The sequence below is a fragment of the Geothrix oryzisoli genome, assembly GCF_022808865.1.
In the GTDB taxonomy this organism is placed as follows: domain Bacteria; phylum Acidobacteriota; class Holophagae; order Holophagales; family Holophagaceae; genus Geothrix; species Geothrix oryzisoli.
This window is the reverse complement of record NZ_JAKZLB010000004.1, coordinates 63,569-82,044: the sequence shown is the minus strand read 5'-3', so window position 1 is coordinate 82,044 and position 18,476 is coordinate 63,569. Positions and strand designations below refer to the sequence as shown.

The 18,476-nt window shown below is 68.3% G+C and carries 17 protein-coding genes; 6 read left to right on the top strand and 11 right to left on the bottom strand.

Annotation, left to right across the window (positions count from 1 at the left end; all coding sequences use genetic code 11):
* Positions 1-22 precede the first annotated feature (22 nt).
* Together sppA and MLE43_RS11515 are read left to right on the top strand one after the other, a co-directional pair.
* The gene (gene sppA, locus MLE43_RS11520; protein ID WP_243304146.1) at positions 23-1,795 is read left to right on the top strand and encodes a signal peptide peptidase SppA; all 1,773 of its coding nucleotides are present in this window, start codon (positions 23-25) and stop codon (positions 1,793-1,795) included.
* A gap of 5 nt (positions 1,796-1,800) precedes the next feature.
* Positions 1,801-2,409 carry a MarC family protein gene (locus tag MLE43_RS11515; RefSeq protein WP_243304144.1) on the top strand — a complete coding sequence of 203 codons (609 nt, stop codon included), beginning with the start codon at positions 1,801-1,803 and terminating at the stop codon, positions 2,407-2,409.
* 3 nt (positions 2,410-2,412) lie between these two features.
* Here the strand turns inward: MLE43_RS11515 and MLE43_RS11510 are convergent, their stop codons facing one another.
* The 6 genes from MLE43_RS11510 to ffh all read right to left on the bottom strand — a co-directional run bounded on the left by MLE43_RS11510 (position 2,413) and on the right by ffh (position 6,963).
* On the bottom strand, positions 2,413-2,898 hold the full coding sequence (locus tag MLE43_RS11510) for a DUF4442 domain-containing protein (RefSeq protein WP_243304143.1): 486 nt from the start codon (positions 2,896-2,898) through the stop codon (positions 2,413-2,415).
* A 10-nt stretch (positions 2,899-2,908) separates the two neighbouring features.
* Positions 2,909-3,460, bottom strand: a complete 552-nt coding sequence (locus MLE43_RS11505; RefSeq protein WP_243304140.1) for a ribosome maturation factor RimM — start codon at positions 3,458-3,460, stop codon at positions 2,909-2,911.
* 1 nt (position 3,461) lies between these two features.
* Positions 3,462-3,716, bottom strand: coding sequence for a KH domain-containing protein (locus MLE43_RS11500; protein ID WP_243304139.1), 255 nt, complete (start codon positions 3,714-3,716; stop codon positions 3,462-3,464).
* Between the two features lie 61 nt (positions 3,717-3,777).
* Positions 3,778-4,020, bottom strand: coding sequence for a 30S ribosomal protein S16 (gene rpsP / locus MLE43_RS11495; RefSeq protein WP_243288668.1), 243 nt, complete (start codon positions 4,018-4,020; stop codon positions 3,778-3,780).
* Between the two features lie 57 nt (positions 4,021-4,077).
* Entirely contained in the window at positions 4,078-5,526 is a 1,449-nt protein-coding gene (locus tag MLE43_RS11490; protein WP_243304137.1) for a tetratricopeptide repeat protein, read from the bottom strand.
* A gap of 60 nt (positions 5,527-5,586) precedes the next feature.
* Entirely contained in the window at positions 5,587-6,963 is a 1,377-nt protein-coding gene (gene ffh, locus MLE43_RS11485) for a signal recognition particle protein (RefSeq protein ID WP_243304135.1), read from the bottom strand.
* 85 nt (positions 6,964-7,048) lie between these two features.
* Here ffh and MLE43_RS11480 point away from each other — a divergent pair, with 85 nt between their 5' ends.
* From MLE43_RS11480 to MLE43_RS11465, 4 genes are all read left to right on the top strand, one after another.
* Positions 7,049-9,043 (top strand): thioredoxin domain-containing protein, encoded by a 1,995-nt coding sequence (locus tag MLE43_RS11480; protein WP_243304134.1) that lies wholly within the window; start codon positions 7,049-7,051, stop codon positions 9,041-9,043.
* A gap of 116 nt (positions 9,044-9,159) precedes the next feature.
* Positions 9,160-10,890, top strand: a complete 1,731-nt coding sequence (locus tag MLE43_RS11475; RefSeq protein ID WP_243304132.1) for an NAD-dependent malic enzyme — start codon at positions 9,160-9,162, stop codon at positions 10,888-10,890.
* A 329-nt stretch (positions 10,891-11,219) separates the two neighbouring features.
* Positions 11,220-11,591, top strand: coding sequence for a BlaI/MecI/CopY family transcriptional regulator (locus MLE43_RS11470; protein WP_243304131.1), 372 nt, complete (start codon positions 11,220-11,222; stop codon positions 11,589-11,591).
* Positions 11,591-13,336, top strand: a complete 1,746-nt coding sequence (locus tag MLE43_RS11465; protein ID WP_243304128.1) for a M56 family metallopeptidase — start codon at positions 11,591-11,593, stop codon at positions 13,334-13,336. Before MLE43_RS11470 ends, MLE43_RS11465 begins: the two co-directional genes overlap by 1 nt.
* A 58-nt stretch (positions 13,337-13,394) precedes the next feature.
* Here MLE43_RS11465 and MLE43_RS11460 read toward each other — a convergent pair whose 3' ends face one another.
* From MLE43_RS11460 to MLE43_RS11440, 5 genes are all read right to left on the bottom strand, one after another.
* The gene (locus MLE43_RS11460) at positions 13,395-13,595 is read right to left on the bottom strand and encodes a hypothetical protein (protein ID WP_243304126.1); all 201 of its coding nucleotides are present in this window, start codon (positions 13,593-13,595) and stop codon (positions 13,395-13,397) included.
* 167 nt (positions 13,596-13,762) lie between these two features.
* Positions 13,763-14,257 (bottom strand): crossover junction endodeoxyribonuclease RuvC, encoded by a 495-nt coding sequence (gene ruvC / locus MLE43_RS11455; protein ID WP_243304124.1) that lies wholly within the window; start codon positions 14,255-14,257, stop codon positions 13,763-13,765.
* Positions 14,254-16,539: a ribonuclease R family protein gene (locus tag MLE43_RS11450; RefSeq protein WP_243304121.1), complete on the bottom strand. Its 2,286-nt coding sequence runs from the start codon at positions 16,537-16,539 to the stop codon at positions 14,254-14,256. The genes ruvC and MLE43_RS11450 overlap by 4 nt, the downstream gene beginning before the upstream one ends.
* Positions 16,540-16,567: 28 nt before the next feature.
* Positions 16,568-17,455, bottom strand: coding sequence for a hypothetical protein (locus tag MLE43_RS11445; RefSeq protein WP_243304120.1), 888 nt, complete (start codon positions 17,453-17,455; stop codon positions 16,568-16,570).
* A gap of 166 nt (positions 17,456-17,621) precedes the next feature.
* Positions 17,622-18,443 (bottom strand): hypothetical protein, encoded by an 822-nt coding sequence (locus MLE43_RS11440; protein ID WP_243304117.1) that lies wholly within the window; start codon positions 18,441-18,443, stop codon positions 17,622-17,624.
* Positions 18,444-18,476: the final 33 nt, after the last annotated feature.

The window sequence follows — 18,476 nt, the reverse complement described above, 5'->3', positions numbered from 1 at the left end:
GAACCGTCTTTCTGGAGCCGTCATGAAGGATTTCTTCAAGAGCTTCTTCGCCACGCTGCTGGCCCTGCTGGTGACCGGCGGGTTGGCCCTCGTGCTGTTCTTCGGGGTGCTGGCGGCCATCGGCTCGTCCGGCAAGCCGACCGTGCCGGGCAAGGCCGTTCTGGTCTTCGACCTGGGGACCAGCCTGTCGGATGCGGATCGCGATCCCGAGCCCAGCGAGGCCCTCAGCGAGGCCCTGGGCGGCGGCGGGACCCACACCCAGTCCCTCCCCGCGGCCATCGAGGCCTTGGACCGGGCGGCTGCCGATGGTCGCATCACGGCCCTGTTCCTCACGGGCAGCCTCCAGGGTGCGGGCCCGGCCCAGCTGCGGGAGCTGCGGGAGGCCATCCAGCGGTTCAAGACCCGGAAGCCCGTGCTGGCCTACAACCTGGGCTGGGCCAAGCGGGACTACTACCTGGCCGCCGGGGCCACCACGGTGTTCATCAACCCCTTCGGTGAGATGGAAGTGAATGGACTGGCCAGCGAGCCGATGTTCTTCGGCGAGGCCTTCAAGAAGTACGGCGTGGAGGTGCAGGTCACCCGCGTGGGCAAGTACAAGAGCGCGGTGGAGCCCTTCATCACAGACCGCATGAGCGAGCCCAACCGCGAGCAGGTGCAGAAGCTGCTGGACGACATCTGGGGCGAGTGGAAGGAGACCGTCGCCAAGGATCGGAAGAAGACCCCGGCGGACCTGCAGACGATCGCGGATGAAAAGGGGCTCGTGGAAGCCGAGGACGCGAAGAAGCTGGGTCTCGTGGACCGCATCGCCCCCTACGACGAGGTCCTCGACGAACTCAAGAAGCTGGCGGGCAAGCAGCCCAAGGACAAGGATTTCCCCCAGATCACGCTGGCCACCTACGCCGGCATCCCCGGCGAGGCGAAGCTCGGGAAGACCCGCATCGCCGTGGTCGTCGCCGAGGGCGAGATCGTGGATGGTGAAGGCAAGGCCAGCCAGGTGGGTGGCGAACGCCTGAGTCGCGAACTGCGGCAGCTGCGCCTGGACGACCGCATCAAGGCGGTGGTCCTCCGCGTGAACAGCCCCGGCGGCAGCGCGGCGGCCTCGGAGCTCATCCAGCGCGAGGTCATCCTGACGAAGAAGGCGAAGCCCATGGTGGTCTCCATGGGGCACCTGGCGGCCTCGGGCGGCTACTGGATCAGCACCTACGGCGACCGCATCTTTGCGGAGCCCAGCACCATCACGGGCTCCATCGGGGTCTTCGGCCTGCTGCCCAATGTGAAGAAGCTGGCCAATGATCACGGCATCACCTGGGACAGCGTGCAGACGGCGAAGCTGGCCAATCCCATGACCCTGGCCCGGCCCAAGAACGACCTGGAGCTGGCCCGCATCCAGGGGCTGGTGGATCACATCTACGATCAGTTCGTCGCCAAGGTGGCCGACAGCCGGAAGATGAAGAAGGAGGCGGTCCACGAGATCGCGCAGGGCCGGGTCTGGTCCGGACAGGAAGCCGTAAAGCTCGGGCTGGTGGACGAACTCGGGGGCCTCGATGCGGCGGTGACCTACGCCGCAGGGCGGATCAAGGCGGGCACGGACTACCAGGTGGTAGGGCCGGAACGGGAGCCGGACACCCTCAAGGAGCTGCTGAGGAACCTGGGCGGGAAGCCCCGGAAGCTGGCCAAGCGCGGCGCGGTGGATGGCCTGGTGGACTCCTTCCGACGCCAGCTGGACCTGCTCACCTCCCTGAACGATCCCCAGGGCATCTACGCCCGGCTGCCCTACGAGCTCGACCTGAAATAGCCCGCATGGACTCGTCCTCGTTCGTTTCGGCGATCATCCTGCTGGTGCTGGTGACGGATCCCCTGGGCAACATCCCGGTCTTCATCGGGCTGCTGCGCCAGGTGGACCCGGCCCGGCGCCAGCGGATCATCGTGCGCGAGGTGGTCTTCGCGTTCGCCATCCTGCTCTTCTTCGCCCTCTTCGGGCAGAAGGTACTGCGCCTCATGCACCTCACGGACACCTCCCTCGGCATTGCCGGCGGGGTGATCCTCTTCCTCATCGCCCTGAAGATGGTCTTCCCCCACGCCGAGGGGCCGACGGACCTGCCCGTCCACGGGGAGCCCTTCCTCGTGCCCCTGGCCATCCCCTTCATCGCCGGGCCTTCGGCCATCGCCACCGTCCTGCTGCTGGTGAGCCGGGAGCCGCAGCGGCTCTGGGAGTGGCTGGGCGCCCTGACGGTGGCCATGGCCATCTCGGCGGTGGTGCTCGGGTTCGCCGAGAAGATCGCCGCCTTCCTGGGCGAGAAGGTCACCCTCGCTTTCGAGCGGCTCATGGGCCTGGTGCTCACCGCCATGGCCATCGAGATGCTGCTGGCCGGCATCCAGAAGTTCGTGATCCAGCTGCGGGCGGCCTGAAGTCTAGGCCTTCCGCTTGAGGCTCAGCTCCAGCGTGAACTCCGCCACGGGCTCGAAGGAGCCGTCCGGCAGCTTCACGGCCGCCTGGATGTGCATGGGTTCGGTGATGCGCTCCTCGGAGGCCAGCGTGCGGCGCACCTGGTCGCGGATGGCGGCGCCTTCCTCGCAGATGAAGTAGACGTCGGACTCGGGGCGCTTCAGGAAGGTGGCCTGGAAGGCCTTGAAGACCAGGGAGACCGGCTGCCCGGAGCGCTTGATCTGGTCCATGGCGAGCAGCCCCCCGGCGCAGTCCGCACCGATGGCCAGGGCGCCGAAGTACATGGAGCCCAGGTGGTTCTTCGTCCAGCGCCGGAGCGGAATCCGCACCACGCAGCGGGCCTCCGTCAGCTCGACCACGCTGGGATGCACGGAGGCCAGGAGGGGGATCTTCAGCCACCCGAACAGGCGCATGCCGAAGGTCTGTTTGAATCGGTCGAAGGCTGGGGACATCCCCTCATTCTCAGTCGCCGACCTGGTTCACGTCCAGCAGGCCTTCCGGGGGATCCAGGTCCAGGCGGCGGTTCGGCAGGTCCAGGGTCCACCAGGCCTTGATGTAGGGGATGTCCCGCTGGCCCGTGCGGCCGGGCCGCAGGTCGCGCATCACCACCATGTCGTAGCCGGCCGGTCCGGGATCCAGGCGCAGCACCTCGCCCACCTTGCGCCCGCCGACGTAGACCTCGCAGCCGATCCACTGGTGGCGGAAGCTCTCGCCCTCGTCCAGGACCGCTGCCGATTCAGGCATCCAGAGGGCCCAGCCCTTCAGGGCCTCGGCCGCGGTGCGGTCGGGCACTTCGGCGAAGGCGAGGCAGGGCCGCTCCTGGTGCCAGCGGAAGCCCCTCAGCTTCACGGGCCGGGCCGGGGCGGCCGCTTCGCCATGCTCGAGGTCCATCTGAGGCGGGGCCAGCACCAGACCGGCCATGCCGTCCAGCCGCTCCGGCTCGTCCATGACGGAATGAAAGAGGAACTCGCCCTTGAGTCCCTGGATCTTGGCCAGATGACCCGCCAGCAACATCTCAGGCCTCCCGCTCGTCCTCGTCGTCCAGCTCGAGGTTCACCGACAGGCCGGCCTTCTCGCCGGCCACCTTGCAGAGGGTGCGGAGCGCCGAGATCATGCGCCCATGCTTGCCGATGATGCGCCCGCGATCCCGGGGATCGGCGAAGACCAGCACGTCGCGCTTCTTGCCTTCGCCGCTGATCTCGACCCGGAGCGCCTCCGGGTGGTCCAGCAGGGGGGTCAGCACATCACGCAGGAAGGCTTCGGGATTCATGGTCGCTCCACGAACAAAGAAAGCCGGACCAGGGCCCGGCTTTCGGACGTCGGAAACCGGATTACAGGATCTGGTTCTTCTTGAACAGATCGAGCACGGTCTTGGAGGGCTGGGCGCCCTTCTGGAGCCAGGACTTCGCCTTCTCGGCGTCGATGCGGACCTCTTCGCCGGAACCGGCGATGGGGTTCACGAAGCCCAGCACCTCCACGGCGCGGCCGGTGGGGATGCGGTCATTCTCGGAGACGACGATGTGGTAGAACGGGCGCTTCTTGGCACCATTGCGAGCAAGTCGGATCGAAAGCATGGGCACTCCCTGAGCAGGAAAGTGTATCCCATAAAGGGGCATCGCCCAAGCGCTAATTCAGGGCTCGAAGCTGGAGAGGGGGAAGGTCCCCTCGAGGACGGCCTGGCGCTCCCGGACATTCCGCCTCAGGGTCGGCCAGCGCGGATGGGTCCGCATCTTCTCGAGAAAGGGTGAGGTCTCGTACCAGCGGGCGCAGCTGAAGCCCTGGACGAAAGCCCGGGTGGCGCAGTCCACGGCCCGGTCCGCGTCGCCCAGGAGCGAATAGGCCTCCGCCTGCTTGAAGGTCAGCTCCCCGTCGGGGATGCGGAGCTTCCCGCGGATCTCGTCGATGTTCCGCAGTTCGGCCAGGCCATCCTCGATGCGCCCCTCGAGCAGGGCGCGATAGACCCGGCTGAGATCCTGGAACGGGCTGGAACCTGTCGCCGCTTCGGAGGCCTTCATGTGCGCGAGGGCGGCCCTGCGGTCGCCCTTCAGCAGGGCCAGGTAGCCCTGGTAGAACAGGACGCCCGCATCCTCCCGCACGGCGCGGGCCTGCTGCAGGTCCCGCTCGAAAGCCGGCCAGTTGCCGAGATAGAGATTGGTGGTTTCCACGGTCCAGAATGAACTGGGCGCAAGGGGGGTCAGGAGGGCTTCCCGCCGGGTCAGGGCCGAGTGCGCCCCGGCCAGCAGGCCCGCGGTGCGGCCCGCGTAGGTGAGGCCCAGGTAGAGGTCCGGTGCATCGGGCCTCAGGCGCACCGCTTCGCCAAGCACCCGCAGGGCGAGGTCCTGGTTCCCGGTGTCCGTGAGCATCAGGGACCACAGGAAGGTGGCCCGGGGGTGCCCCGGAACCAGGCTGACGGCGCGCTGGAACACCTTGTGGGTGCGGGAATTGAGGCCGATTCCCGCCTGGGCGGGATCCACCCACAGGCTGCGGTAGAGATGATCCCCCAGCGTCACCCAGGCTGTGGCGCACATGGGCTCAGCCTCGGCCAGGGCCTGGGTGTCACCCAGATGGGCCGTGGCTTCCCGGTCGTCCTGGATGGCCATGGCGTGCAGAAGCGCCCAGAAATGCTCGGGATTGCGAGGGTAGAGGTCCGCCCTGAAACGATGGCGGCGCTCCAGGGGCCAATGGGCCAGCCAGGCCGCCATGGCCTGGTCGGGGTCCATGGGGGGCTGCACATTCAGGTTCCAGGGGTGTCCCGCCAGCAATTCGGCGGGCGTGGTCCACTGGGTCGTCAGGGCCAGCCGCTGCCCCTCCCGCCGCCCATGGAAGCGGAACAGCGCCAGGTCCAGAGGGAGTTTCCGGAGGACCGCGGGCGGAGGGACCGCGGCGGCGTGGATGACCGTGGCACCGGCCAGCACCTCGAAGTGGTCCGAGATCAGGGTCTCGAGCCCCTGGTTCACGTCGGTCTGATGCGAAGGTTCGGGGCTGATGATGAGCACCCGCCGCGCCCCTGGGGAGTGGGCCTGGGATCGCCACAGCCACGCCCCCGCCAGTCCGACGGCCAGAACCACCCCGAGGACCATCCAGGTTCTTGCGGACGACAGGGGGCGGGGGAGCACCAGGGGGACCTCTCGAAGGGAGGGCTAGAAGGGAAGGTTCGGCCCGCCGCCCATCTTGGCCATGCGCTGCATGCGGGCCATGAACTTGGGATCGTTCATCTGGCCCATCATCTTCTTCGTCTCCACGTACTGCTTGATGAGCTGGTTGATCTCGCTCACGGGGCGCCCGCAGCCCGCGGCGATGCGGCGCTTGCGCTTGCCGTCCAGCAGGTTGTGGTTGGCCCGTTCCGCAGGCGTCATGGAATTGATGATGGCCTCGAGATGCTTGATGCGCTTGTCCGTGGCTACGCTCGCAAGCTGATCCTTCATCTGCCCCAGGCCCGGCAGCATGCCGATGATCTTGTTCATGGAGCCCAGCTTCTGCACCTGCTGGAACTGCTTGCGCATGTCCTCCAGGGTGAACTGGTTCTTGGCCATGCGCCGGGCCATGACCTCGGCTTCCTTCTCGTCGATCTTGTCCTTGGCGTGCTCGATGAGGCTGAGGACGTCACCCATGCCGAGGATGCGCTGGGCCATGCGGTCCGGGTGGAAGCGCTGGAAGTCCTCCAGCTTCTCGCCCTCGCCCACGAACTTTAGGGGCTGCCCAGTGGCCTGCTTGATGCTGAAGGCCGCACCACCGCGGGTGTCGCCGTCAGTCTTGGTGAGCACCACGCCGGTGATGCCCAGCTTCTCGTGGAAGGCCGTGGCGCTGCGGACTGCGTCCTGGCCGGTCATGGCATCGGCCACGAAGAAGATCTCATCCGGCGAGGTGGCGGCCTTGATGCGGACCAGCTCCTCCATGAGGCCTTCATCAAGATGCAGACGGCCCGCGGTGTCGAGGATGACCGTATCCCAGCCCTTGAGCTTCGCTTCGGCCAGGGCCGCGGCGCAGATGGCGACAGGATCCTTCACGTCCGTGCGGAAGGAGGGCACGCCGGCCTCCCTGGCCACCACATGCAGCTGCTCGATGGCCGCGGGGCGGTAGACATCCGCGGGCACCAGCAGGGGCGAGCGGCCCAGCTTCTTCAGGAACACCGCCAGCTTGCCGCAGGTGGTGGTCTTGCCGGCGCCCTGGAGGCCCACCATCATCACCACCGTCGGCGGCTTGGAGGCGAAGGTGATGGGATGCTCCGGCGCCTGGCCGCCCATGATCTCCACCAGCTCCCGGTGGACGATGTCGATGAAGGCCTGGGCCGGGTTGAGGCCCTGCATGACCTCGGCGCCGAGGGCCTTCTCCTTCACCCGCTGGAGGAAGGTGCGCGCCACGCTCACGTGGACATCGGCCTCCAGCAGCGCCATGCGCACTTCGCGCAGCACGGCTTCGAGGTTGGCTTCCGTCAGCTTCGACTGGCCCCGGAGGGTCTTCATCGCCTGGCTGAGTTTTTGGGTGAGGCTGTCGAACATGGGACTCCAGGTCGGCACGAAAATTCCATTCTACCGGTGTGCGAGGGCATTCCCCTGTCGTGAAAGGCATCCTCGGTCATAATCCGGTCCGGGGGAGCCGGATATGTCCAATCATCTCGCTGGAAGCCTCAGCCCCTACCTGCTCCAGCACGCCCACAACCCCGTGGACTGGTTCCCCTGGGGCGAGGCGGCCCTGGCCAAGGCCCGCTCTGAAGCAAAGCCCATCTTCCTCAGCATCGGCTACAGCGCCTGCCATTGGTGCCATGTCATGGAGCGGGAGAGCTTCGAGGACCCGGCGGTGGCCGAGGTGCTGAACGCGCACTTCGTGAGCATCAAGGTGGACCGGGAGGAGCGGCCCGACCTGGATGACCTCTACATGGACGCGGTGCAGACGCTCACGGGCCGGGGGGGGTGGCCCATGAGTGTCTGGCTCACGCCGGACCTGGAGCCCTTCTACGGCGGCACCTACTTTCCGCCGGAGCCGCGGGGCGGCATGCCGGGCTTCATTCCGTTGCTCACCCGCATCGCCGAGGTGTGGCGGGAGGACCGATCCGGGGTGGTGGCCCAGGCCGGCAGCCTGGCCACGGAACTCCGTCGCCAGGCCGCCGTGGAGCGGGGCGATGGCTTGCCGGACGACGCGTGGTTCAAGGCCGCCCTCCAGCAGCTCCGCCAGGGCTTCGACGCCCGCTGGGGCGGCTTCGGTCCCGCGCCGAAATTCCCGCAGCCCATGGCCGTGGAACTGATCCTGGCCCGGGGCGGGGCCGAGGACCAGCTCATGGCCCGGCGCACTCTGGACGCCATGTGGGAGGGGGGCATGTACGACCACCTGGGCGGCGGCTTCGCCCGCTACAGCGTGGACGATCGGTGGCTGGTGCCGCACTTCGAGAAGATGCTCTACGACAACGCCCAGCTGGCCGCCTGCTACCTCACGGCCTTCCAGGCCACGGGCGAGCCCCGGTACGCCCAGGTGGCCCGGGAGACCCTGGACTACCTGCTCCGGGATCTGCAGGATCCCAGCGGCGGTTTCCATTCCAGCGAAGACGCCGACAGCGAGGGCGAGGAGGGGAAGTTCTACGCCTTCACGCCCGCCGAGGTCCGCAACGCGCTGGGGGAGGCCGATGGCGCGCGGTTCTGCGCGGCCTTCGGCATCACGGCCGGCGGGAATTTCGAGCATGGCCGGAGCGTCGTCCACCGCTTCTCCAGCGAGGCGAGCGCGCGCCTGCCCGAAGGCGAGGACCGGGCCCTGCGCGAGAAGCTGCGGCTCTGGCGGGACCGCCGCGTCCGCCCCGCCAAGGATGACAAGGTGCTGGCCGCCTGGAACGGCCTGGCCCTGTCCGCCATGGCCCGGGGGTTCCAGGTGCTGGGCGACCCGCGCTACCTGGACGCGGCCCGGGCCTGCGCCGCCTTCCTGCGCCGGGACCTGTGGCGGGACGGCCGCCTGCTGCGGGTGTGGCGGCAGGGGCAGGCCCACACGCCGGGCTTTCTCGAGGACAGTGCGGCCGTGGTCGAAGGCCTGGTGGATCTCTATGAGGCCGGTTTCGATCCGGCCTGGCTGCGCTGGGCGGAGACTCTGGCCGAGGACCTGCTGGCCCGCTTCCAGGATCCCGCGGAGGGCGGTTTCTTCAGCACCGAGGCGGACCAGGCGGATCTGCTCTTCCGGCAGAAGCCAGGTTTCGACAACGCCCTTCCCGGAGGCAATACGCTCGCCGCCCGGGCCCTGCTGCGGCTCTCCCGGCACCTCCAGCGCGAGGATTTCCGGCAGGCGGCCGAGGGGGCTCTCCGCTGCTTCGCCGCCTGGATGCAGCGGGCGCCCCGGGCCTTCCTGGGCATGCTCGGGGTGCTCGATCTGGCCCTGCGCGAGCCGGTGGAGGTGGCCATTTCGGGCGACCCCGGCAGTCCCGCCGTGCAGGCGCTGCTGGCGGAGGTCCATCGGCGGCACTTGCCGGGCAGGGTGCTCTCCGCCTCGGAAGATCAGCTCCTCCCGCTCCACGAAGCGCGAGGCCTCTCCACGGCCGGTCCCTTCGCCTTCGTCTGCCGGGGCCACACCTGCGCCCGGCCCGTGACTTCGCCAGCAGAACTGGCGGCGCTCCTCCACTGACCGGGGTCCTCATGTGACCCGCTGCCCTGGGGTAGATTGGCTACACTGGGGTGGTCATTCGCGCGGCCTTCTTGGATTCCGGCGCGTTCGCATGATCCTGTGGATAAGGGGCTCCCATGAAGACCTTCACCTTGAAGATCGACCCGCTGACGGGCGAGGAATACTACGACGTCTACGTCCGTGGGCGGGCCCTGCTGAACAACCCGCACCTGAACAAGGCCTCCGCCTTCAGCAAGGAGGAGCGCCTGAGCCTGGGCCTGGACGGGATGCTGCGCCCCGGCATCTCCAGCCTGGATTCCCAGCTGGACCGCACCTATGAAGCCTTCCTGCGCAAGTCCGACGACCTGGAGAAGTACATCTACCTGTCTGGCCTCCTGGATCGGAATGAAGTCCTCTTCTACCGGCTCCTGGTGGACCACCTGGACGAGATGGTGCCCATCGTCTACACGCCCACCGTCGGCCAGGCCTGCCTCCAGCTGAGCCACATCCAGCGGCGCTACCGGGGCATCTACATCACGCCGGAGAACATCGGGAACATCGACCAGATCTTCCATGGCCTCTCCCAGCCCCAGGTGAACCTCGTCGTCGTGACCGACGGCGAGCGCATCCTGGGTCTGGGCGACCTCGGCTCGGACGGCATGGGCATCCCCGTGGGCAAGGTGAGCCTCTACGTGGCCGCCGGCGGCGTCCACCCCGGCGTCTGCCTGCCCATCACGCTGGATGTGGGCACGAACAATCCCCGGCTGCTGGAGGATCCCCTCTACCTGGGCATCCGCAAGCCCCGCCTGCGCGGCGCGGAATACGAAGAGCTCGTCGAGAAATTCGTGCTTGGCGTGAAGCGCAACTTCCCCGGCGCGCTGCTCCAGTGGGAGGACTTCGCCAAGCACACGGCCTTCAAGAACCTCGACCGCTACCGCGAGCGGATCCTCTCCTTCAACGACGACATCCAGGGCACGGGGTCCACGGCCCTGGCGGCCCTCATGACGGCCATGCGCATCAAGAAGAGCCGCTTCCAGGACGAGCGCTACGTCATCGTGGGCCTGGGCCAGGCCGGCACCGGCATCGCCATGAACATCCGCGCCGCCCTGAAGGCGGAAGGCCTCTCGGACGAAGAGGCCCGCCAGCGCATCTTCGCCGTGGACATGCAGGGCCTGCTCATCGAAGGCGATCCGCTGCTGGAGGGCCCGCAGCTGCCGCTGGCCCAGTGCCGGTCCGTCGTGGAGGGCTGGAAGCTGGACGACCCCTCCCGCATCGGCCTCCCGGATGTGGTCCGCAACGCCCACCCCACGGTGCTCATCGGCGTCACCGCCCAGCCGGACCTCTTCAACGAGGCCATCCTGGCGGAGACCGCCAAGCACTCCGAGCGCCCCATCGTGCTGGCCCTCTCGAACCCCACCCACAAGTGCGAGTGCTCGCCCGAGGCGGTCTGGAAGGCCACGGACGGCAAGGGCCTGGTGGCCACCGGCAGCCCCTTCGCGCCCATGGACTGGAAGGGCCGCACGCTCCAGGCCTCCCAGTGCAACAACATGTACATCTTCCCCGGCGTGGGCCTCGGCGCTCTGGTCTGCAAGGCCACCCGGATCACCGACCGGATGTTCCTGGCGGCCAGCAAGGCCATCAGCGCCTTTGTCACGCCTGAGCAGGAGGCCACGGGCCTGCTGCTGCCCGAGATGAAGGACATCCGGGGGGTATCCGCCGCCGTGGCTGTGGCCGTCGGCAAGGAAGCCCGGGATGCCGGGCTCGGCCGGCTGCTGGATGACGGGCAGTTGGAGGCCATCGTCGCCAAGGCCCAGTGGGAGCCCCACTACACCTCGTACCGGCCCGGCACCCTGCACCAGGAGGATTGACCCAGGACCGATTTTCCCCCTTGAGGGGGCTGGGCCAAGGCCTAGCCTGGGGGCGGGAAGAGTCCCTCTTTCCTCCCACGGGGCGACCGTTCACGCCAGCCCCTTCCGGCCCATGATCCAAGCGGCCGAGACACTTGGGCACCCTTCGGGGTGCCCTTTTGCTGTCCGGGGGTTCCTCGCTGCGCGAACACCCCCGGGGCCCCCGCGTACAAGCCCGGCAGAGCCGGGCTTGTACTTTTCCTGGCCTGACGGCGTTTTGTCTCTGGGCGGCCCTTGACAACGGGGTGAATCTACACAAAATGGTCTACATCATCTTGTGTAGGATTCCCATGAAGCGCCCCCTCAAGCCGACGGACGTGGAGCTCAAGTTCCTGCGGGTCCTCTGGGACCTGGGACCCTCCACCGTGAAAGAGGTCCATGCCTGCCTGAACCGCCGGGAGGTCTACGCCTATACGGGGGTGCTGCGGATGCTCCAGGTGATGCTGGACAAAGGGCTGGTGACCCGCGATGAGCGGCAGCGCAGCCACGTCTATGCCCCGGCCCACAGCCGCTCGGCCATGGAAGGGGGCCTGGTGGCAGATCTGACCGAGCGCCTCTTCGGGGGCTCTGCCGGAGCGCTGGTGCTCGCGGCCCTCCGGTCCGGGGAGGTCAGCCCCGAGGAAAAGGCCCGCATCCGCGAGCTGCTGAGCGGGGAGGAGTGATGGAAACCCTCGTCCAGATTCTCGGCTGGACCCTCGTCCACGCGCTCTGGCAGGGCTGCCTGCTCGTCGCGCTGGCAGCCCTGGGCGGAGTGGCCCTCCACGGCCAGGCCCGGCATCGGCTGAACGGCCTGGTCCTGCTCCTCTGCCTGGTGCTGCCGGCCGCCACGGGCTGGCGCTTCCATCGCCCCGCACCGGCCGAGTACGGCCAGGCGGGAAGCGCAGACATGGATTTGGCGGCTTCCACCAGCCTGCCGCGGATGAACCCTCCTGCCCGGCCCCTGCTGGCGCGATGGGAGGCTTCCCTGCAGCCCCGGCTGCCGCTCCTGGTGGCCCTCTGGGCCCTGGGGGCCGGCCTCATGGCCCTGCGCCTCGCCGGAGGGTATGGCCTCAGCCTGCGGTGGCGACGGCGGGCGGTTCCTGCGTCCGGCGAATGGCAGGAGCGGCTGGAGGCGCTCGCCCGGCGCATGGGGATCTTGAGGCCGATCCGTCTGCTCCTGGCGGGGCAGGGCGACACGCCCATGGTCCTCGGACTCTGGAAGCCCGTGGTGCTGGTCCCGGCGGCCCTGCTCACCAGCCTGCCGCCCAGCTACCTGGAGGCCCTCCTGGCCCACGAGCTGGCCCATGTGCAGCGGCTGGACCCTCTGTCCAACCTCATCCAGGGTCTGGCCGAAACTCTGCTCTTCTTCCACCCCGCCATCTGGTGGCTCTCGGCCCGGATCCGGGCCGAGCGCGAAGAACTCGCCGACGGCCTGGCGGCCCGGAGCCTCGGTGATCCGCGGCGGCTGGCCCTGGCCCTCAACGCGCTGGACGATCTCCAGCGCACCCTCCCCCACTCCCTGTTCCCGGCCCTCGCGGCCCGAGGAGGACACTTGCTCACCCGCATCGAACGCCTGCTTGCCCCAAAGCCTGCCCGTGGATCCTCCTGGGGGCTGCTGACCCTCCTGCTGGCCCCGTGTCTGGTCCTGGCCCTGCGGGCGGGAACCCCGGAACGGCCTCCCATCGGCGCGCCCGCCGAGGTGGTGGCGAAGCTGGATGCCCTGGCGGCCCAGGAGGGCCTGGACCCCCAGCTGCTCCGCAGCATGGCCTGGGTGGAAAGTGGCTTCAACCCTGCGGCCAGGAGCTCCAGAGGCGCCTCGGGTCTGCTCCAGGTCATGCCTGGGACGGCCCGGACCTATGGCGCGAAGGACCTGGATGATCCCACCCAGGTGATGGCGGCGGGGGCGAGATACCTGCGCTTCCTGCTGGACCGCTACCAGGGGGACGTGCAGAAGGCCGTGGCGGCCTACAACTGCGGCGAGAAGGCCCTGGATGAGGGACGCATCACCGAGGAGGCGACTCGCTACCGGGAGATGGTGCTGGGCGTGCTGGCGGCGAAGGCCGTGCAGCCGGAGGCGCCGCTGGCGGAGGGAGAGGTGCAGGGTGTGCTCCGGCGGGGCAGTGGCGGCCAGATCACGCTCCAGCTCCGCGCGAGCGGTCGCGGCAACCTGAAGCTGGACCTGCTGCCCGCGGAGGGCGTCGCGGTGTTGGGGACCGTCCAGATCGGGGAGAAGCGCCAGGATGGGACCTACACGGTGGGGCCCTGGACGGAGTTCCGGCCCAAGGTCCTGCTGGATGGCTCCAAGGCTGGCGCGAGCCTGCGGATCCGCGGCGAGGATCCGGGCACCGGCTGGCGTGGCGAGACCCGGGTGCTGCTGGATGCCCCCTGGAAGACCTTCGCCTTCCGGATGGAACCTCCCAGACCCTGAGCTGCTCCGTACGCAGAACGGCCCGGCATCGCCGGGCCGTTCTGCGCAGGAGCCAGCCTCAGGCCGCGAAGGTCCGGTGGCTGCGGTGCATGACCTCGGCTTCGAGCTCGGCCTCGAGCGCCTGGACCTGCCGGAGGACGGCGAGGCCGCGCGGAGAGGCGCTCATCTGGCGCTCAAGCTGGTTGAAGACTTCGTGCAGCCGCTCGGCGGTGGTCCAGAAAGCCGGGTTGTGCTGACGAACGCTGGTATCCATGTGCATGGCCGCTCCACTTGCTTGCTGGACATCATCATCGTCTTTGATGATCACCAATGCTAGTGATAGACATCACAAGAAATGTCACGAGTTACGTCATTTTTTGTCATGGATTGCGTGACAATCCGACAAGCGCTTGAAAAACATGACCTTCAGGTCGCGCATCACCCGGCTCAGGCCCGCCGGGAGGCCAGAAGATGGCCGATGGCGACCGCCGCGGCATCGGCGGCGTCCGCCGCCAGGGGTTCCCTCAAGTTCAACAGCGTCATCACCATCTTCCCCACCTGGTGCTTGTCCGCCCAGCCGTAGCCGCTGACGGCCTTCTTCACCTGCATGGGGTTGTAGTCGCCCACAGGCAGGCCATGGAGGGCCGCCGTGAGGAGGATGCCGCCGCGGATCTGGCCCAGCTTCAGGGCGGTGGCGGCGTTCTTCTCCACGAAGGGCGATTCCACCGCCATGAAGCCAGGGGCGTGGGCGGCGATGGCCTCGGACAGCCGCACATGGATGCCGAGGGCCCGCTGGTCGAAGTCGGCCCCGCGCGGATTGCGGATGACGCCGGCCTCCACGAGGGTCAGCCGGGAACCGAACCGTTCCACCACGGCCCAGCCGCAGGCCAGGGAGCCCGGGTCGACCCCCAGGCAGCGGACGGGGGAGGGGGCGACGATCATCGGCCCTTCCGCTTGCCGACGCCCCGGACGCTGCCCTTCGGGGGCTTGGGGCTGGCCTCACGGCGCTTCCCAGCCGTTTCGCGGGCCTTCTTCGGCGGACGGCCCTTGGGGGCAGCCTCCCGGCGGGCCCGGGTCTCCGGCGTCTGGGATCGCCCCCGCCGGGGCTTCTCCAGATCCCCTTCCCGCAGCGTCGCGGGTGCGGCGAGCGTGGGTACGAACTGGAACACCTTCCCATGGGCATCCTGGGCCTTGGCTTCGGTGACCCAGGCGCTGATGCGGCGCAGGTCCTCGTCCACGGTCGTGATCTCCACCTCCACCGCATCGCCGATGGTGAGCACGACGGTGCCCCGCAGGCCCGTGGCCTTGGTGCGGTGCTCGTCGATCCAGAAGTTGCCGCCCAGGGCCGCCAGGGGCACCCCCACTTCCACGAAGGGGGCGTCCAGCGTGATGAAGACCACCTTGGCCGAGAATCCCTGGATGCGCCCATTGAAACGCTGGCCGGTGCGTCCCTTCATCAGCAGGCAGGCCTTCCACTTGTCGTTCTCGCGCTCGGCCTCCGTGGCCTTCTGCTCGGCGTCGCTGGCGCCCTTGGCCAGCACGGCCAGGTGGCTCTGCAGGGCCTCGGGCAGGCGTTCTCCGCGGAGAACCTTCCGCAGCAGGCGGTGGACGATGAGATCCGGATAGCGTCGGATGGGGCTGGTGAAGTGCAGGTAGTCCTGAAGGGCCAGGCCCGCGTGGCCGATGTTCTCCGCGCTGTACTCGGCCCGCTTGAGGCTGCGCAGCAGCAGAGTGTTGATCATGGCCTCCAGGGGGCCGCCCCGGATCTTGTCGAGCATGGCGTTCAGGTGCTCGGGGGTGGGCGTCTCCTTGGGTTTGAGCAGCCCGAAGGTGCGGGCGACTTCCGCGAAGATTTCCAGCTTCAGCGGGTCGGGTTCGTCATGGATGCGGTAGATGGTGGGGATCTTCTTCCGCGTGAAGAACTGGGCCACGGTCTCGTTCGCCAGGAGCATGAACTCCTCGATCATGCGGTGGGCATCGTGGCGCGGGTAGCGGCGGGCATCCACGGGGCGTCCCTCGGCATCGAAGATGAACTCGGCCTCTTCGGTGTCCAGATTCATGGCGCCGCGGCCCAGGCGAATCTCCGTGAGCCGGCGCGACAGCACCAGCGACTCGTCCAGCAGGGCGCAGAGCCGGTCGCCCAGCTCGGCCCGCTTCCGCGTGGACAGGTCGATGCAGGCTTCCTTCACCTCGTCGTAGGTGAGGCGCTTGGCGCTACGGATGACGCTCTCCGAGATCCGGGTCTCCACGACTTCCAGCTCCGGCGAGATCGTCATCCAGGCCGTCATGGTGAGGCGGTCCACGCCTTCGCGGAGGCTGCAGAGGTCCCCGCTGAGGCGGTCCGGGATCATGGGGATGGCCTCGTCCGGGAAGTAGACCGAGGTGCCCCGCAGGCGGGCCTCCTCGTCCAGGGGACCGCCCTCAACGACATAGTGGCTCACGTCCGCGATGTGGACGCCCAGGAGCCAGCCGCCGCCTTCGGACCTGGGCAGCACCTCCAGGCTGATGGCGTCGTCGAAGTCCTTGGCCGTGGGCGGATCCACGGTGCAGGTGAGCACCTCGCGGAGGTCCTCCCGGCCCTGCATCCACTCGGCGGTGATGGCCGTGGGGAAGGGCGCCAGTTCGCGCATGACCGCATCCGGGAAGGCCGTGCGCAGGTTGAAGAGGGCCGCTGTGAGCTTGTTCTCGATCTTCAGGTCGGTCTTCTTCCCGAGCCGGGCCACCACGGTACCGCGCAGCTGCTTGGCCTCGGGATCGGCCTCGAGTTTCACGCTGACCAGCTCGCCATCCTCGGCCAGGTCCGTGGGCGGCACGGTGATGACCTGGGGCAGGCGGGGTTCGAGGGGGACCACCCGCCAGCCCCAGGGCTGCTTCTGGAGGGTCCCGGGCAGGGGGACCTCGCCCCGGCCCTTGATCTCCAGCACCCGGGCCTTGAGCCGGCCGTCCCAGCCTTCGCCGCACACTTCGGCGACCACGCGGTCGCCGTGGATGGCGCCGCGCGCGTCGCGCCAGTCCACCAGCAGGTCCATGCCCGGCCCCTTGCGCGCACCCGCCAGCCTCAGGAAGCCGCCGGCGCCTTCGGGGTGGCCCAGGAACGTGGCCTCGAAGCTCTCGTACGGACGAAGCCCCGCAGCCTGGGGCCGCGGGGCTCGGGAAGGTTCCCGCCGGTCAGGCGTGCGCGAGGGAGCACGGACGGGGATGCGGGAAGAAGAACGGCGGGCCATGCCCTCAGGGTACAGGGCCTGGAGGGGTTCAGCCCTTCTTTCCCTTCTTGACGGGCTTGGCGGCCTTGACGGGAGTCGCCGGGGCCCGCCCGAACAGGACATCCAGCTGGTGCTGGACCTTCTTGCTCTCGGGATCCAGGACCGCGAGGCGATACAGGAAGCGGGCCTTGCCGGCCTTGTCGCCCTGGGCCTCAAGGTAGGCGGGGCTGGAGACGACGGCTTCGACCCACTTGAGCTTGTCGCCCTTGCCGGCCTTGTATTCCTCCACCTGGTTGACCTCGCCTTTGAGCTTGTCCTCCATCACCTTCACCATGGGATCGTAGGTCTCGCTCTCACGCTTGGTCACGTCCAGGTAGGTCTGGAAGAACTTCACCCACTTGGCGTCCTCGACCTGCTCCTTCTCCACGCCGATGGCGAGATCCAGCTCCTGGCGTTCGCCGGGATCGAGCACGCTCTTGCCCTTCAGTTCCTTGATCCGGGCATCGTTCTCCTCGAGCACCTGCTTGGCCCTGGCCCCGGCCTGGACGTAGTAGGCGATGGTCTGGGTGAACGGCTCCTTAATGGCGGCATAGCTCTCGGCGCTCAGGGCCTTGGCGGTCTTGGCGTAGTCCAGGGCCTTTTCCCAGCTGCCGGCGGCGTCCGCGGTCTCCAGGGCCAGACGGTAGGTCTGGCAGAGGTCCATGTAGTCGGAGGTGCTCTGCACCATGGTCTGGTTGTTGGTCTTGTCGAAGGCCGGCTTCACGGCCGGAAGCAGGCTCTCGACCCGCTTCAGGGCCTCAGGGTACTGGAGGTCCACCATCAGCTTCTCCACGGCCGGACGCTCAGCCTTGAGCCGGTCCCCGAAGGAGGCGGCAGGGGCCTGGGCGACCAGGGCAGCGGACAGGAGGAGGGCGGGAAGAAGGGCGTAGGTGCGCATCAGCATGACCCGAGATGAAGGGGGGCTACCCCAGGGGGAAACCCCCATTGTTCCGAGATCCTCCCGCCTTGGCTAGTCCCAGGATCGGATGTCGCCTTATCCCAAGGCTTCGCCACTGGGCGAGGAGGAAATCACGCTTGGGTGGGTCGATCCGGTTTGGCGGGCATCACCCCAAGGCTTCGGTCATCCCCCGGATCTCGGCCTTGATGCGCGCCATCTCCTCGCGGTCGATCCTGCGCGCGGGGACGCCCCCCCAGGTCTCCCCCGAGCCCACCCGGCTGCCCGGCAGCAGCACGCTCTGGGGCAGGATGGTGGCGTCGTCCCCGATGACGACATCGCCCATGACGCAGCAGGCCAGGCCGAGGGTGGCGCGGTTCCCCACGGTCACCGGGGCGATGACCAGGTTTCCGCCGCCGCCGTAGTGGGCGAAGATGCGCACGCTGCCTCCCAGGGCGGCGTCATCGCCGATGGTGATGAGCTGGGGGTCGCTGATGTACTCGGTGTTGATGAACGCGTGGCGCCCGATCTTCATCCCCATGGCCTTCAGGAACCAGATGCCGAAGGGCGTGAGCGTCACGAAGGGCAGGAAGGTGAACCGCACCAGGTAGAAGAGTCCGTTGTGCAGGAACCAGGGCAGGGCATGGATGGTGTAGTAGCCGCCCTTGAACGGCTTCACACGGGTGGGGAGCACCCAGTTGTAGGCGGGGATCACCAGCAGCAGCGTGAGCCCGAAGACGAAGAAGCAGATGGACAGGGTGAAACCGGAGGCCACCCAGGGCAGGGGGGACGGCAACCCGCGGAGCCAGGGGCGCACCTGCGTCCAGGCCCACAGGGCCGGGGCGAGGGCCAGGCCCAGGGCCGTGGAGGCCAGGGTGTACATCAGCAGTACGGCGACACCGTAGGCGAACCTGGAAAACCGGCGCAGAAGCCGGTCGAGCCAGTTCGCCGGCGGGGGATTCTTGGACTGATCCTGGGCGAAGGGCTTCATGGCTCCAGCCTAGCGGCATCGGCAGGTAGCATG

Bases quoted from the DNA above. Each gene is read 5' to 3' on its own strand.
- sppA (WP_243304146.1), top strand. From the start codon at position 23: ATGAAGGATTTCTTCAAGAGCTTCTTCGCCACGCTGCTGGCCCTGCTG.
- MLE43_RS11515 (WP_243304144.1), top strand. From the start codon at position 1,801: ATGGACTCGTCCTCGTTCGTTTCGGCGATCATCCTGCTGGTGCTGGTG.
- MLE43_RS11510 (WP_243304143.1), bottom strand. From the start codon at position 2,898: ATGTCCCCAGCCTTCGACCGATTCAAACAGACCTTCGGCATGCGCCTG.
- MLE43_RS11505 (WP_243304140.1), bottom strand. From the start codon at position 3,460: ATGTTGCTGGCGGGTCATCTGGCCAAGATCCAGGGACTCAAGGGCGAG.
- MLE43_RS11500 (WP_243304139.1), bottom strand. From the start codon at position 3,716: ATGAATCCCGAAGCCTTCCTGCGTGATGTGCTGACCCCCCTGCTGGAC.
- rpsP (WP_243288668.1), bottom strand. From the start codon at position 4,020: ATGCTTTCGATCCGACTTGCTCGCAATGGTGCCAAGAAGCGCCCGTTC.
- MLE43_RS11490 (WP_243304137.1), bottom strand. From the start codon at position 5,526: ATGGTCCTCGGGGTGGTTCTGGCCGTCGGACTGGCGGGGGCGTGGCTG.
- MLE43_RS11480 (WP_243304134.1), top strand. From the start codon at position 7,049: ATGTCCAATCATCTCGCTGGAAGCCTCAGCCCCTACCTGCTCCAGCAC.
- MLE43_RS11475 (WP_243304132.1), top strand. From the start codon at position 9,160: ATGAAGACCTTCACCTTGAAGATCGACCCGCTGACGGGCGAGGAATAC.
- MLE43_RS11470 (WP_243304131.1), top strand. From the start codon at position 11,220: ATGAAGCGCCCCCTCAAGCCGACGGACGTGGAGCTCAAGTTCCTGCGG.
- MLE43_RS11465 (WP_243304128.1), top strand. From the start codon at position 11,591: ATGGAAACCCTCGTCCAGATTCTCGGCTGGACCCTCGTCCACGCGCTC.
- MLE43_RS11460 (WP_243304126.1), bottom strand. From the start codon at position 13,595: ATGCACATGGATACCAGCGTTCGTCAGCACAACCCGGCTTTCTGGACC.
- ruvC (WP_243304124.1), bottom strand. From the start codon at position 14,257: ATGATCGTCGCCCCCTCCCCCGTCCGCTGCCTGGGGGTCGACCCGGGC.
- MLE43_RS11450 (WP_243304121.1), bottom strand. From the start codon at position 16,539: ATGGCCCGCCGTTCTTCTTCCCGCATCCCCGTCCGTGCTCCCTCGCGC.
- MLE43_RS11445 (WP_243304120.1), bottom strand. From the start codon at position 17,455: ATGCGCACCTACGCCCTTCTTCCCGCCCTCCTCCTGTCCGCTGCCCTG.
- MLE43_RS11440 (WP_243304117.1), bottom strand. From the start codon at position 18,443: ATGAAGCCCTTCGCCCAGGATCAGTCCAAGAATCCCCCGCCGGCGAAC.